The organism is Pseudomonas sp. 1152_12, from assembly GCF_052850675.1.
On the sequence record NZ_VXCW01000003.1, the window covers coordinates 319,642 to 333,790 of the forward strand.

The window sequence follows — 14,149 nt, forward strand, 5'->3', positions numbered from 1 at the left end:
TCGGAGCCCCCATGTCCTGGAACAATCGCGTGGTCTGGTCGGAAGGCATGTTCATCGGAACGCAGCACTTCCAGCAGCATGACCGTTACCTGGAAAACCTGATCGACGCCCGCAGCCGCCCGTTGTCCGCCGACGCCTGGGGTTTCTCCGAGTTGCTGATCGACCAGGGCCTGTTGGCTCAGGGCAAGCTGGCGATCGTGTCGGCGCGCGGCCTGTTGCCGGATGGCACGCCGTTTAATATCCCCCAGGACGACTTGGCGCCGAGCCCGTTGAATATCGACGACAACCTGCGCGATGGCCTGGTCTACCTGGCCTTGCCGCTCAAACGTGCCGGCGCGCGTGACACGGTGGATGACGGCGAAGACCTCGGTGCCGCCCGCTACGTCAGCCAGGTGCGCGAAGTGCGCGACGACAACGCCCCGTTCGAAAACCGTGCACCGGTGGCGGTGGGTTCGCGCGCGTTACGCCTGCTGACCGCGCAAGATGGTATCAGCGATTACGCTGCTATCGGCGTGGTGCGCATCAAGGAAAAACGCTCCGACCGCGCGTTGGTCCTCGATGACACCTACATTCCGCCGGTCCTGGACGTTGCGGCCAGCAAGCCGCTGACCGCGTTTCGCAGCGAACTGCTGGGCCTGCTGCACCAACGTGGCGAAGCCCTGGCCGGCCGTGTGGTCGCCTCGGGCGCCGGTGGTGCATCGGAGATTGCCGACTTCATGCTGCTGCAACTGGTCAACCGCGCGCAGCCGCTGCTCCAGCATTTCAGCCAGTTGAGCCCGTTGCACCCGGAGCGGTTTTTCAGCGAACTGGTCAGCCTGGCCGGTGAGTTTTCCACCTTCTCAACGTCAGGCCGCCGCCCGCAGGAATACCCGCAATACCAACACGACGACCTGGCCCTGAGCTTCACCCCGGTGATGGCAGCCTTGCGTGAGGCGCTGTCGATGCTGATCGACAGCAAGGCCACGCCGATTCCGATCGTGGAGAAAGCCTACGGCGTCCACGTGGCGATGCTCGCTGACAAAACCCTGCTCGACAGCGCCAGTTTCATTTTGGTGGTGCGTGCCGACGTGCCCAGCGAAACCCTGCGGGCGCGCTTCGGCCAGCAGAGCAAGGTCGGCTCGGTGGAACACATCCGCGACATGGTCAACCTGCAACTGCCGGGCATCGGTCTGCTGCCGTTGCCGGTGGCGCCACGCCAGCTTCCTTATCACGCGGGCTCCACCTATTACGAGCTGGACCGTGGTAGCGAGCACTGGCAACAGTTGAGCAACTCCGGCGGTTTTGCCTTCCACATCGCCGGGCAGTTCCCGGGCTTGAACCTGGCCTTCTGGGCGATCCGAGGATAATCCGCGATGCATCCCAATGATGATGACCGCACCCAGTTCATGCCGCGCCCGGGCGGCCGTGCGCCGGAACCCGCGCGTGCAGAACCCGCGCCGCTGTCGATGCCGGTTGCGCCGATCCTGACGGGCAAAAGCCAGGGCCTCAACCCGCTGGAAAGCGCCGCCGGCCCTTTGCTGGCGCTGCTCACACGCTTGCGCAACACCATTGCGCACCCGGCGCCGGCCAGCCTGCGCGCGCAGTTGCTGGCCTACCTGCGACAGTTCGAAGAGCGCGCCGAAGCCGCCGGTGTGGCGCGCAACGAAGTGCTGCTGGCGCGTTACGCACTGTGCACCGCGCTTGATGAAGCAGTGCTCAGCACGCCATGGGGTAGCACCAGCGACTGGGGCAAGCAGAGCCTGTTGATCACCGTGCACAACGAGGCCTGGGGCGGCGAAAAAGTCTTCCAGTTGCTCGACCACTGCCTGCAAAGCCCGCGCGAACGCCTGTACTTGTTGGAGTTGTTGTACCTGTGTATGTGCCTGGGTTTCGAAGGCCGTTACCGTGTGATTAACGACGGTCGCAGCCAGTTGGAAGCCTTGCGTGAACGCACCGCCGCCGCCATTCGCAGTGCACGTGGCGAACACGAGCGCGAGCTGTCGCCGCACTGGCGTGGCGTGACCGTGGCGCGCGACCGCTTGGCGCAATTCATGCCGCCGTGGATCGCCGTGGCCATCGGCCTGGCGTTGTTGTTGGCGCTGCTGTTCGGCTTGCGTATGAAGCTGGCGTCGGATGCCGAGCCAGTGTTCAAGAATATCCATGCCCTAGGCGAGATCCCGGTGCAGTCCATCGACCGTCCGGTGGCGCAACCGAAGGTCATCGAAAGGCCACGCTTGGCCGGTTTTCTGGTGGAAGACATCAAGGCTGGCCGCGTGGCTGTGGAAGACAAAGTCGACCGTTCCGTCGTGACGATCAGGGGCGACGAGTTATTTGCATCCGCCAGCTCCAGCATCGTCGATGGCTACCAGCCGCTGATGCTGCGCATCGCCGACGCCATCCGTAAGGTCAAGGGCCAGGTGCGCGTCACTGGGCACAGCGATAACCGACCGATTGCCACGCTGCGTTTCCCGTCCAACTGGGCGTTGTCCGAGGCCCGAGCCAAGTCGGTGCTGGAGATTCTGGCGGCCAAGACCGGTCAAGCGGATCGCTTCAGTGCCGAAGGCCGAAGCGACACCGAGCCTGTGGCCACCAACGCCACCGCAGAAGGCCGTGCCCGCAATCGTCGGGTTGAAATCACCGTATTGGCGGAGGGCGTCGAGTGAAGGCGTTTTTCAGTTTCATGATTCGCTGGGTGATCCCCGTACTGGGCTTGGTCGCTCTGAGCCTGATCATCTGGTTTGTGGGGCCGTTGCTCGACGTGCTGGTGCCGGAAGGACGGCGCTGGGCGCTGATTATTCTGGTGTTTGCGGTGTGGATCGCTTACCGCGTGTTCCGCATCCTCCAGGCCCGCCGACAGGCCGCCGAAGTGATGCGCAGCCTGGCCGCGCAAACGCCGGTCGACCCTAACAACGTCGCGACTGCCGAAGAGTTATCGACCCTGCGCCAGCGCATGGACGAAGCCTTGGCGCTGCTGAAAAAGGCCAAGCTCGGCGGTGATGAACGCCGCAACCTCTACGAGTTGCCGTGGTACGTGATCATCGGCCCGCCGGGCTCGGGCAAGACCACCGCGCTGGTCAATTCCGGCCTGCATTTTCCACTGGCCGCGCAGTTGGGCGCCGGTGCGGTGCGCGGCGTCGGCGGTACGCGCAACTGCGACTGGTGGTTTACCGATCAAGCCGTGTTGCTCGACACCGCTGGCCGCTACACCACCCAGGACAGCAACTCGACGGTGGATAAAGCCGCGTGGCTGGGCTTCCTCGACCTGCTGAAAAAGCAGCGTTCGCGCCGGCCTATTGATGGCGCGTTTATCGCCATCAGCCTATCGGACTTGTTGCTCGGCAGTGAAGCCGAACGTGCCGCCCATGCTGCGGCGATTCGCTTGCGTATCCAGGAGCTGTACACCCAGTTGGGCGTACGTTTCCCGATCTACCTGATGCTCACCAAGCTCGACCTGGTACCGGGCTTCATGGAGTTCTTCGACAACCTGAGCAAGGAAGACCGCGCGCAGGTGTGGGGCATGACCTTTGCCCTGGATGACGGCAAAAGCAGCGACAGTCCGCTGGCGACGCTGCAAAGCGAGTTTTCCGGGCTGGAACAGCGTCTCAACGAACGCTTGGTAGAGCGCCTGCAACAGGAGCGCGACCCGGCGCGGCGCGACCTGATCTACGGTTTTGCGCAGCAGTTCGGCGCGCTGAAGGATTGCCTGCAAAGCTTCCTCGAAGGCGTATTCAAACCCAATGCCTTTGAAGAGCGCGTGCTGCTGCGCGGCGTGTATTTCACCAGCGGCACCCAGGAAGGCAGCCCGATTGACCGCTTGATCGGCGCCATGGCCCAGAGCATGAACCTGGACCGCCAGCACTTGGCGCGCCAGAGCGGCACCGGGCGCAGTTACTTCATCGAAAAGCTGTTCACTGCCGTAGCGTTTGCCGAGCGTGGGTTGGTGGGGGTGAACCCGAAGGTCGAGCGTCGGCGCAAATGGCTCGCACGCGGTGTGTTGGCGGCCACCATCGCCTTGGTCGTGGTGGTCAGTGGCCTGTGGTGGGTGAGTTATCGCGCCAACCAAGCCTATATCGCCCAGGTCGATCAGAAGGTTGCGCCACTGGGCCAGACGGTGCAGAACCTCAGCCCGGCGCAGCGTGAGGTTCTCGCTGTGCTGCCTTTGCTCAATGCGGTGAAGAACCTCGCGGGTGATTCGCCAAGCTGGTCCGAAGGGCTGGGCTTGTATCAAGGCGACATGCTCGAAGCCGAGTCCGCCAGCGTCTACCGCAAGCTGTTGATTGCCGTCTTCGCGCCACGCCTGGTGACGCGCATCGAAGAGCAACTGCACGGTGGCGGCAGTTCCGACTTCCTGTACGAGGGCCTTAAGGCTTACCTGATGCTCGCCGACGCTGAGCATTACGATCCGGACTTCATCAAGGCCTGGATCGCCCTGGACTGGGATCGCAACCTGCCGCGCGACCTGCCGGCCGATCAGCGCCAGGCGTTGAGCGGGCACTTGCAGGCGCTGTTCGAGCGCCACCCACCGAACGCACGGCTTGACCCGCGGCTGATCGACGACTTGCGTCGGCAACTGCAACAACTGCCGGTGGCCCAGCGCGTGTATGACCGAGTTAAACGTCAAAAACTGCCCGAAGGCATCCCCGACTTCCGTCTCAACGAGGCCGCCGGCCGCGATGCTGCGTTGGTGTTCAGCCGTAAAAGTGGCAAACCGTTGGGTGAGCCGCTGAGTGGGTTCTTCACCGCCCAAGGCTATCGCCAGGCGTTCCTGCTCAGCAGCCTGAACCAGGCTGGCACCCTCGCCGAAGAGCAATGGGTGCTAGGGCGCGAGCAGGCCGACCAGCAGAACGTGGTCAGCCTCGCCGCCGATGTGCGCCGCCTGTACTTCCAGGACTACCAGCGCCAATGGGACGCCTTGCTCGCTGACATCGACTTCGTGCCTATCACCAGCGTGGCCCAGGCAGCGGATGTGCTGCGGGTGATTTCCGGGCCAACCTCGCCGCTGAAAAAGCTGCTGGTGGCGGTGGCCAAGGAAACCGATCTACAAGCTGAAGAGCGCCAACTCGCGGCCAAAGGCGTGCCGGTGGAGGGCGGTGTTGACAAGCTCAAGGAGCGCCTCGGCAGTCTGCTCGGCCAGGAGCAACCGACGGCCAATGCGCCGCAGGCAGCGGCTGATCCGGTGACTGCGCACTTCGCGGAACTCAACAGCATCGTCAGCAAGAATGAAGGCGAGCCTGCCGCTATCGACAGCCTGCTGGCGGACATGAACGCACTGTATGTGCAGGTCAGTGCCATGGTCGGCGCCAGTGGCGATGCCTTACTCGGCGAGGCGAAGAACCAGGCGGCGGCGGCGGCCACGCGGGTCAGTCTGAATGCCGAACGCCAGCCGCCGTTGGTACAGGGCATGGTCAAGTCGGTGGTCAACTCCACCACCAACAGCATGATGGGCGGCGTGCGCAACCAACTGAACGCGGCGTGGGTCAGCGAAGTGGTCAACGTGTACCGCCAGTCTCTGGCCGGGCGTTACCCGATGTCGCCGGGCAGTGCTCGCGACGCCACGCTGGACGACTTCGGCCAGTTTTTCGGCGTGGGCGGGGTGATGGACAACTACTTCCGCAAGTACCTGCAGCCTTACGTGGACACGTCCACACAGACCTGGCGCTGGCAGCCGGGTGCGGCGCAGAAGCTCGGGATTGCACCGGGCGTGCTGCAAACCTTCCAGCGTGCCGCGGCGATTCGTGATGCGTTCTTCCGCGCCGGTGGCACACAGCCGATCGTGCGTTTCGAGCTCAAACCGGTGTCGATGGACCCGACCATCACCCAATTTCTGCTTGATCTGGACGGCCAGCAATTGAGCTACGACCATGGTCCAAGCCGTCCGGTGGCGATGCAATGGCCGAACCCCGGCAGCATCGGTGTGGTGCGTATTTCGATCATGCCGCCCGCGGCCAGCGGCCGTTCTGGCGTGACCCTGGATGGCCCGTGGGCCTGGTTCCGCTTGCTGGAGCAATCAGACCTCACCGCCGGCAACTCGCCGGACCGCTTCAACCTGCGCTTGCGGGTGGACGGCGCGAGCATCGCCTACGAGCTGCGCGCCAACAGCGCCTTCAACCCGTTCAAGAGCCGCGTGCTCAGCGGCTTCAGCCTGCCGGAGCGGTTATGACCACGCTGGGTTTCTACGGCAAGTTGGCCAGCCGCGGTGACTTTGTCAGCCGCGCTTTGCCCCAGAGTTTTATCGGCCCGTGGGACAGCTGGCTGGCGGCGGGTTTGCTCGCCAGTCAGAACAGCTTGGGCGGCGACTGGCTTAACGTGTACTTGGTCAGCCCGTTGTGGCGCTTTGTGCTGGCGCCAGGTGTGTGTGGGCCGGATGCGGCAGCGGGCGTGGTGATGCCGAGCATTGACCGGGTCGGGCGGTACTTTCCGTTGGCAGTGGTGGCGTTGCTCGATCACGATACCAACCCGGCGTCGCTGGTAGGCGGGCCGGATACGTGGTTCGAGCAGGCCGAGGAGCTGTTGCTTAGCACGCTGGATGCCAGCGCGACCTTTGAAGGCTTCAACGATGGCCTCGACAAACTGGGCATTCCGGCGAGTGAGCAGCGTGCCGTGGACAGCCGCTTTGCCGGTCTGCAACGTGTCGCCGCCACCGTGCCCCACAGCCGCATGACCGCGCTCGCCGAACAGGCCTGCGAGGGCGCGAGCCTGTGGTGGGGCCGCGGCTCGCAGGTGATTTCCCCAGGTTTATTGCGGTGTCAGGGTTTGCCTGCCGCCGGCGATTTTGCGCAGTTTTTGCTCGGACAAGAAGGTGTGGTGTAGATGGGGTCGACGTTCAAATCCGCGAGCAAAAGCCATGTGGGCATGGTCCGCCAAGTCAACGAAGACGCGTGCCTGGACCTGCCGGAAAACCGCCTGTGGGTGGTGGCTGACGGTATGGGCGGGCATGCCGCGGGGGACTACGTCAGCAGCCTGATCGTCGACAGCCTGCGCAATGTACCGGTGGGGCGTTCCCTCGACGAATACTCGGCGGCCTTGCGCAATGACCTGCTGCGGATCAACGCCGCTGTGCGCGAAGAAACCGCCAACCGCGGCGTAACCATGATGGGCAGCACGGTCGTGGTGTTGGCCGCACGCGGCCTGCGTGGCGTGTGCTTGTGGGCCGGTGACAGCCGTCTATACCGGCTACGCGACGGCGTGCTCGAAGGCATTTCCCGCGACCACAGCTACGTGCAAGACCTGCAAGACAGCGGTCTGCTCAGTGAGGCCGATGCTCGCGTGCACCCACGCGCCAATATCGTTACCCGCGCGATTGGTGTGGAGGCGCAACTGGAGCTGGCCGTGGTCGACCTGCTGATCGCCCCCGGCGACAGCTACCTGCTGTGCAGTGATGGCCTGAACAAGACCGTCGAAGATCACGAGATTCGCGAAGTGCTGGGCCATGACGCGCCGGACGAAATTGTGCGCAGCCTGGTGCACCTGGGCCTCAACCGGGGTGCGCCGGACAACATCACCGCCATTGTCGTCAAGGTTTCGCCATGAACATCGTGATTGCGGGTTATGACATTGAAGGCGAGATCGGCGAAGGCGCCATGGCCAGGGTGTACTTGGCAACCCAGCGTTCGTTGGAGCGCAAGGTAGCGTTGAAGGTGATGGCGGGGGCGCTGGCGGCCGACCCGAGCTTCTGCGAGCGTTTCCTGCGCGAGGGCAAGACCCTGGCGCGCTTGTCGCATCCGCACACGGTGACCATCCATGACATCGGCAACGTCGGTGAGCTGTATTACATGGCCATGGAATACCTGCCCAACGGCACGCTGAAGGAGCGTATCGCCGCCGGCCTGACGCCGGAGCAGGGCGTGACGCTGATCCGCCAGATCGCCTCGGCGCTGGGGTATGCGCACGCCCAAGGCTTGGTGCACCGTGACGTCAAGCCGGCGAACATTCTGTTCCGCGCTGACGGCACCGCCGTGTTGTCGGACTTCGGCATCGCCAAGTCCCTGGACGACCGCACCCAGTTCACCCAGGCCGGGTTTGCCGTGGGCACACCAAGCTACATGAGCCCTGAGCAGGCGCGAGGCCAGGAGATTGATGGCCGCGCCGACCTCTACGCGCTCGGCGTGGTGCTCTATGAAATCCTTGTCGGCAAGCTGCCCTACACTGGCACTGATGCGCTGTCCACGGCGCTGGCGCACCTGACCGAACCGCTGCCGGAATTGCCGGTGCACCACGGCCGTTATCAAGACGTGCTGCGCAAACTGTTGGCCAAAGACCCGGCGGAGCGTTTCCCGGATGCGGCGGCGTTGCTGCGCGCGCTGGACCAACTGCCGGCGGACTCGCCGGAAGCCACGCTGGTGCGCCCGTTGCCGATTCCGCTGAGCTTCGACTTGGCCGGTATGACGCCCGTGTCGATCGACATTCCGACCGACAAACCCCAGCCGCAGCCGGTGCGCCAGCCGGTGGTGACGCCGACGCAACACCACGCCGTGTCCGAGCAGCGCCGTGGGCCGGTGCTGGCCCTGGCTGGCATCGCGGTGGCTGTCGCGCTGGCCATCGGTGGCGCGAGCTACTGGTGGTTGAGCAGCGGCGATACGCCAGCGGCGCCGCCCACTGCGGTGGTGCCGAAAACGCCATCGCCTCCTGATGTTAAAACGGCTGCGGCCGATGTGGACGGCGGTCAGCGGCCCTTGCTGATGGCGGGTAAAAAGACCCTGTTCCAGCGAGTGCTCAGCAAGCCCGGCGCCAAGCTGTCCCATGACGCCGGCGGTGCCTCCGGCGAAGCGCTGCCAGCGTTTTCGGTGCTCTACGTGTACCAGCGTAAAGACGTCGATGGCAGCCCGTGGGTACGCGTGGGCGCCGCCACTGATGGGCGTAGCGATGGTTGGTTGCTGGCCAGCCAGGTCAGCGACTGGAAGCAAAGCCTGGTGCTCAAGTTCACCGAGCGCTCGGGCCGGGCGCCGGTGATGTTCCTGCGCCAATCCAGCGAGGTGGAAAAGCTGCTGGCCGATCCTGCTGCCGCCAAAGGCGTGCTGGCCAGGGCGCAGAAGAACAGCGAAGACAATCAGCAAGTCCTTGCGCTGGAACCGACGGCCAGCGCGGTGCCGCAGAACCAGTTTTACCTGCTGCCGATCTTCGACGCCAAAGAGAGCTTCGACGAAAACGGCCAGCCGGTGCAGTTGCTCAATGTGGCGTCTATCGACCCCGGCAGCAGCGCTGTCGCCAAGCCGGCCGCCCGAGCGCTGAACGCCAACGCCGATGCCTTCCGCACCGCCGTGGTGCTGGTGGTGGACACCACCGTGTCGATGCAGCCTTACATTGACCAGGTTCGCGACGTGGTGCACGAGCTGCAAACCCGCATCGCCGAACGTGGTGAGTTGGACAGCGTCAGTTTTGGCCTGGTGGGTTTTCGCAACAGCATCAAGAAAATCCCAGGCCTTGAATATGTGGCTAAAACCCTGATCACCCTTGATCAGGGCCGCGATCCGCAGCGCTTTCTCGAGATGGCGCGCCAGGTCAAAGCCTCCACTGTGTCCAGCCACTCGTTCAACGAAGATGCATTTGCTGGCGTGATGCAGGCCGTGGATGGCATGGATTGGTCCGGCTATGGCGGGCGCATTATTCTGCTGGTCACCGACGCCGGTGCGCTGCGCAAGAACGACCCGTTCGCCACCACCCAGATGAACGAGGCCGAAGTGCGCCAGGCGGCGCTGGGCAAGCAGATCAAGATCTACGCCCTGCACCTGCGTACTGACGCCGGCAAGAAAACCCATGCCGGTGCCGAAAGCCAATACCGCGTGCTCACCGCTGACGCCAACCCGCAGATCGGCGACCTCTACACACCGGTGCCGGGTGGCGATGTGCGCAAGCTGGGTGAGCGTGTCGATGAGATCGGCAGCGTGTTCGCCAACCTCGTGCACCAAGTGCGCAGCAACACCCCGCAACCGGTGCCGCTGCTGAGCGCCGCGCCGACCTTGGCCGACAAGTCCGCCGCCGTCGGCTACGCCATGCACATGGACTTCCTCGGCCGCAAAACCGCGAGCCAGGCTCCGCAACTGGTCAGCGCCTGGACCGCCGACCGCGACCTGACCAACCCGGCGCTGCCGGCGTTCCAGGTGTGCGTGATGCTGACCAAGTTGCAGCTCAACGATCTGCAGCAGTCGCTGAAATTGATCGTCGATGCGGCGCGCAAAACCCAGACTTCGCCGAAGGATTTCTTCCAGGAAATCGCCAGCGCCTCGGCCTACATGAGCCGCGACCCGCAGGCCCTGCGCAAGGGTGGCAACCTGGCTGAGGGCGGCATTCTTGGCGAATACCTGGAAGGCCTGCCGTACCGCAGCAAGTCGCTGAACATGACCCAGGACTTGTGGTTGTCGTTGAGCGTGGCTGAGCAGGAAGACTTTATCGACGAGCTGGATTCGAAAATCCGCCTCTACGAAACCTTTCACAATGACGTGGCCAACTGGGTCCGTTTCGGCGATGCCGAGCCGGGCGATGCGTTGTACCGCGTGCCATTGTCGACGCTGCCGTAATGCTGAACCTGAGCGCAGTGCACAAAAGCCGCGGCGTCGGCAGCCAGCGCTACAGCCTGGTGATTCCGGCGCTGGCGCTACGCGCGGGCGAGCAGTTGGCGATTGTCGGGCCGAGTGGCTGTGGCAAGAGCACCTTGCTCGATTTGCTCGCGTTGGTGTTGGCGCCGGACCAGGTCGGCCAGTTTGAATTTGATCAGTTCGATGTCGGCGGCCTGTGGCGTGCGGGTCAGCAATCCAGTTTGGCCGAGTTACGCAGCAAGCACCTGGGCTATGTGCTGCAAACCGGCGGCCTACTGGGCTTTCTCGATGTGCGCGGGAACATCGCTTTGTCCCGGCAATTGCTGGGCCTTAAGGACGACGGCAGTGTGGCGCGTCTGGCCGAGCAGCTGGAAATCAGCGACCAGTTGACCAAGAAGCCGGCCGCATTGTCGGTGGGCCAACGCCAGCGCGTCAGCTGTGCTCGCGCCTTGGCCCATGCGCCGCAATTGGTGCTGGCAGATGAGCCGACAGCATCGCTTGACCCGCTGAACGCCGAACGCGTGATGCAAGCGCTGCTGGCCCAGGCCCGCGAACACCGCGCGGCCTGTGTAATTGCAACGCACGACGAACCCTTGGCTCGCGCCAGTGGCCTGCAGGTGCGGCGCATCAGTTGCCGTCGCGACTCTGATGGCGGCGTCACCGCCACCCTCGGGGGGGTGTGCTGATGCGCATCGGTTTGGTGGCGTCTCTGGCCTGGCAGGATTATCGCAACGACGCCTGGCTGTCGGCCTGTTCGGTGCTGGCACTGGTGGCCGTCATCGCCCCGTTGCTGGTGTTATTCGGCCTGAAATTTGGACTGGTTAGCAGTTTGACCGAACGCTTGGAGACCGACCCCGCGACCCGTGAAATTATTCCGTTGGGTGGCGGTCGATTCAACGCAGCGTTTATCGAGAAGCTTGGCCAGCGCAGCGACGTGGCCTTTGCCGTACCGCGTACACGGCAAATTGCGGCGACCGCGCAAGTGGGCACGCTGACCTTGGAAATGCTCCCAACCGCGCCGGGTGATCCGTTGCTCGTGGGCTTGCCGATGCCTCGGGGCCTTGGCCAGATCGTGCTGAGCCACACCGCCGCGGAAAAACTCGCGGCGCGCCCGGGGGATTGGTTGCAAACCAGCTTTGCGCGGCAAGTGGCGGGGCGCATCGAAGCCCAGCGCACGCGGCTGCAGGTGCTGGCGGTATTGCCATTGGAAGCATTTGCGCGTGACGGTTTGTTTGCTGATGTGGGTTTGCTCGAAGCGGCGGAAGATTATCGCGATGGCCGGGCAGTGCCGACGTTGGGTTGGGAGGGTGATGCAGTCGGCGTGAGCGAACAGAGGGTTTATCCGGCGTTTCGCCTGTATGCCCGCAGCCTCACCGATGTGGAACCGCTGCGGGTGTTTTTCGCCGGGCAGAACCTGCTGGTGTCGACCCAAGCGCAAACCATCGCTCAGGTGCAGGCGTTGAGTCGCAACCTGTCGATCGTATTCTGGATCATCGCCGGGTTGGCCTTGGCGGGTGCGTTTGCGGCGATCTTTGCCGGGGCGCTGGCGGCTGTGGCGCGCAAGCGGCGCGAATTGTCGGTGTTGCGCCTGTTGGGGTTTTCCACCGCTGGGCTGTTGCTGTTTGTGCTGGTGCAGGCGCTTTACAGTGCGGGTTTTGCCGCCGTGCTCAGTGCCGGGCTGTATGGCTTGGCCGAGGCGGCATTGAATAAGCTATTTGTGCAGGTGCCGGGCGAATACGCCAGTCACCTGCTGGCGCGTCACTACGGCCTGGCCTTGGTTGCAGTCCTCGGCGTCAGCGCCGTAGCGGCGGCCTGTGGTGGTTGGCGGGTGGCGCGTATCCAGGCTTCTGAGGGAATCAGAGATGTATAAGTTATTGGGCGCCTGTGTGGTGCTGGGCCTGGCCTCGCTGGCGTGGGCTGATGAGGCGAGTGACAAACTCGACAACCCCAAACCGTTGCCTGACGACGTGAGCCTGCCGCTGCCGTGCGAAGGCAGCATGGTGTTCCGTTACGCCTACGTGCTGGCCCAGGGCACTCTGGACGATCGCGAGATCAGCCTGGGCTACCCGTTCAGTGAAGGCGAAGCGGGCTATAAGCAGTCGTTTATTTCCGGCTACCGCCGTGACTTTATCAATGGCCAGTTCACCCTCAAGGACCTGCCCAAAGACTGGAACAAAGTCATCGCGCCGTTGATGCCGAAGACCGACGCGAAAACCCCGCTCAAGCCGATGCTGTACTTCATTGGCAAGTATGAAGTGACCGCACGCCAGTACGCCCAGGTGATGTCCCAGGCGCAGTCTTTGGCCAGCGGTGAGCCGGCCCCTGCATGCGATTTGCCCACCGGCATGGCCGCGCGTTTGCCCAAGGTGAAACTGTCGCGCTTTGAGGCCGAGCGGTTCTCGGCGGTGTACAGCGCTTGGTTGATGAAGTACCACCGCGATTTGCTGCCCGTCAGCGGTCGCGGCTCCTCGGCGGAAGACGGTGGCCTGGGCTTTGTGCGCCTGCCCACCGAAGTGGAATGGGAATACGCCGCGCGCGGTGGCCAGGCAGTGAGCCGTCAGGACCTGGAAGGGCGCCTGTTTCCACGCCGCGTTGAAGGCAGCGAAAGCGACGGCCCGCTGGGTGATTACGCCGTGTTCAACCAGGTGGCCGGCGGTACCGGACAGGCCGCGCGACTGATGCCGATTGGCACCAAACTGCCCAACCCCATCGGTATGTTCGACGTGATCGGCAACGCCGCAGAAATGGTCCAGGAGTCTTTCCAGCTGGTGCACGCCGGGCGCCGCCAAGGCACCTACGGTGGCTTTGTGGTCAAGGGCGGTAACTATCTGGAAGGCGAGGGCACGTTGTTTACCGGCATGCGTCGCGAGTACCCGCTGTTCTCTGCCGATGGCACCGAGCAAAGCAACGAGACCACCGGTTTTCGTGTGGCGATTGGCGCGTTGTCGGCGCCGCGCTCGCGCTACAAGGAACTGTTTGCCCAGTGGCAGAAAGAAGGCCGTCTTGCCTCGCTGACCGACGCCATCGACGACGCCCAGGACCCGACCAAACGTCTGGACAGCATCATCGCCGCCAGCGCCGACCCCAAGCTGCAAGCCGAGTTGGGCCTGGTCAACGAAGAGCTCAAGCGCAACGTTTCGCTGATCGCCCAGCAACGCGAAGAAGCGGCGGGCAACCTGATTCAGTCGGCCGCGTTGGTGGCTGAGACCATCGCCAACTACAACATCCGCCTGGCCAACCTGCAGAAGAGTCGCCAGCAGTCCCTGGACAGCAACGACGCGGCCAGCGCGCAGCTGTTTGACATGGCCATCACCAATGGCCGTAGCGCGCTTGATGGCGCGGTGGCGATTTATATCGACAACTTGGCCACCGGCACGCGCTACACCGATGCTGTGATCCAGGCGCAGTTTCAACGAATCAAGGAAGAGTTGGATCGCAAACCTGTGCTCGGCAAGAGCTTGGTGACGCGCGCAACACTGTTCGTTCGCCATGTCGGCAACTACCGCAAACAACAGCGGGCCGACCCGGCAACGATCTTGAAGGAATTGCTCGCAGCGAGCGGTCAGCGGTCTTGACCGCTGGTTGTATGGCGAGCTTGGAAGGGACTCAGGCGGCGATGGGCCGTGCTGGGCAAGTCA

At 63.8% G+C, this 14,149-nt stretch carries 9 protein-coding genes; all 9 read left to right on the forward strand.

Annotated features, from left to right (window positions below):
- The first annotated feature begins 11 nt into the window (after nt 1-11).
- From tssK to FW764_RS06870, 9 genes are read left to right on the forward strand one after another with little or no spacing between them, the layout of a single operon-like run.
- Nucleotides 12-1,346, forward strand: a complete 1,335-nt coding sequence (gene tssK, locus FW764_RS06830) for a type VI secretion system baseplate subunit TssK (RefSeq protein ID WP_446433289.1) — start codon at nt 12-14, stop codon at nt 1,344-1,346.
- A 6-nt stretch (nt 1,347-1,352) separates the two neighbouring features.
- Nucleotides 1,353-2,642, forward strand: a complete 1,290-nt coding sequence (locus tag FW764_RS06835; RefSeq protein ID WP_446433290.1) for a DotU family type VI secretion system protein — start codon at nt 1,353-1,355, stop codon at nt 2,640-2,642.
- Nucleotides 2,639-6,139 carry a type VI secretion system membrane subunit TssM gene (gene tssM, locus FW764_RS06840; RefSeq protein WP_446433291.1) on the forward strand — a complete coding sequence of 1,167 codons (3,501 nt, stop codon included), beginning with the start codon at nt 2,639-2,641 and terminating at the stop codon, nt 6,137-6,139. Before FW764_RS06835 ends, tssM begins: the two co-directional genes overlap by 4 nt.
- Nucleotides 6,136-6,789, forward strand: a complete 654-nt coding sequence (gene tagF, locus FW764_RS06845) for a type VI secretion system-associated protein TagF (protein WP_446433292.1) — start codon at nt 6,136-6,138, stop codon at nt 6,787-6,789. Before tssM ends, tagF begins: the two co-directional genes overlap by 4 nt.
- Nucleotides 6,790-7,509, forward strand: coding sequence for a PP2C family protein-serine/threonine phosphatase (locus FW764_RS06850; protein ID WP_446433293.1), 720 nt, complete (start codon nt 6,790-6,792; stop codon nt 7,507-7,509). It begins immediately after the preceding gene.
- Nucleotides 7,506-10,493, forward strand: coding sequence for a serine/threonine-protein kinase (locus FW764_RS06855; protein ID WP_446433294.1), 2,988 nt, complete (start codon nt 7,506-7,508; stop codon nt 10,491-10,493). The genes FW764_RS06850 and FW764_RS06855 overlap by 4 nt, the downstream gene beginning before the upstream one ends.
- Nucleotides 10,493-11,197, forward strand: a complete 705-nt coding sequence (locus FW764_RS06860) for an ABC transporter ATP-binding protein (RefSeq protein ID WP_446433295.1) — start codon at nt 10,493-10,495, stop codon at nt 11,195-11,197. The genes FW764_RS06855 and FW764_RS06860 overlap by 1 nt, the downstream gene beginning before the upstream one ends.
- Nucleotides 11,197-12,381 (forward strand): ABC transporter permease, encoded by a 1,185-nt coding sequence (locus FW764_RS06865; protein ID WP_446433296.1) that lies wholly within the window; start codon nt 11,197-11,199, stop codon nt 12,379-12,381. The genes FW764_RS06860 and FW764_RS06865 overlap by 1 nt, the downstream gene beginning before the upstream one ends.
- Nucleotides 12,374-14,086 (forward strand): formylglycine-generating enzyme family protein, encoded by a 1,713-nt coding sequence (locus FW764_RS06870; protein ID WP_446433297.1) that lies wholly within the window; start codon nt 12,374-12,376, stop codon nt 14,084-14,086. Before FW764_RS06865 ends, FW764_RS06870 begins: the two co-directional genes overlap by 8 nt.
- The last annotated feature ends 63 nt before the right edge of the window (nt 14,087-14,149 follow it).

Coding starts and splice junctions, on each gene's coding strand:
- tssK (WP_446433289.1), top strand. CDS start 12: ATGTCCTGGAACAATCGCGTGGTCTGGTCGGAAGGCATGTTCATCGGA.
- FW764_RS06835 (WP_446433290.1), top strand. CDS start 1,353: ATGCATCCCAATGATGATGACCGCACCCAGTTCATGCCGCGCCCGGGC.
- tagF (WP_446433292.1), top strand. CDS start 6,136: ATGACCACGCTGGGTTTCTACGGCAAGTTGGCCAGCCGCGGTGACTTT.
- FW764_RS06850 (WP_446433293.1), top strand. CDS start 6,790: ATGGGGTCGACGTTCAAATCCGCGAGCAAAAGCCATGTGGGCATGGTC.
- FW764_RS06855 (WP_446433294.1), top strand. CDS start 7,506: ATGAACATCGTGATTGCGGGTTATGACATTGAAGGCGAGATCGGCGAA.
- FW764_RS06860 (WP_446433295.1), top strand. CDS start 10,493: ATGCTGAACCTGAGCGCAGTGCACAAAAGCCGCGGCGTCGGCAGCCAG.
- FW764_RS06865 (WP_446433296.1), top strand. CDS start 11,197: ATGCGCATCGGTTTGGTGGCGTCTCTGGCCTGGCAGGATTATCGCAAC.
- FW764_RS06870 (WP_446433297.1), top strand. CDS start 12,374: ATGTATAAGTTATTGGGCGCCTGTGTGGTGCTGGGCCTGGCCTCGCTG.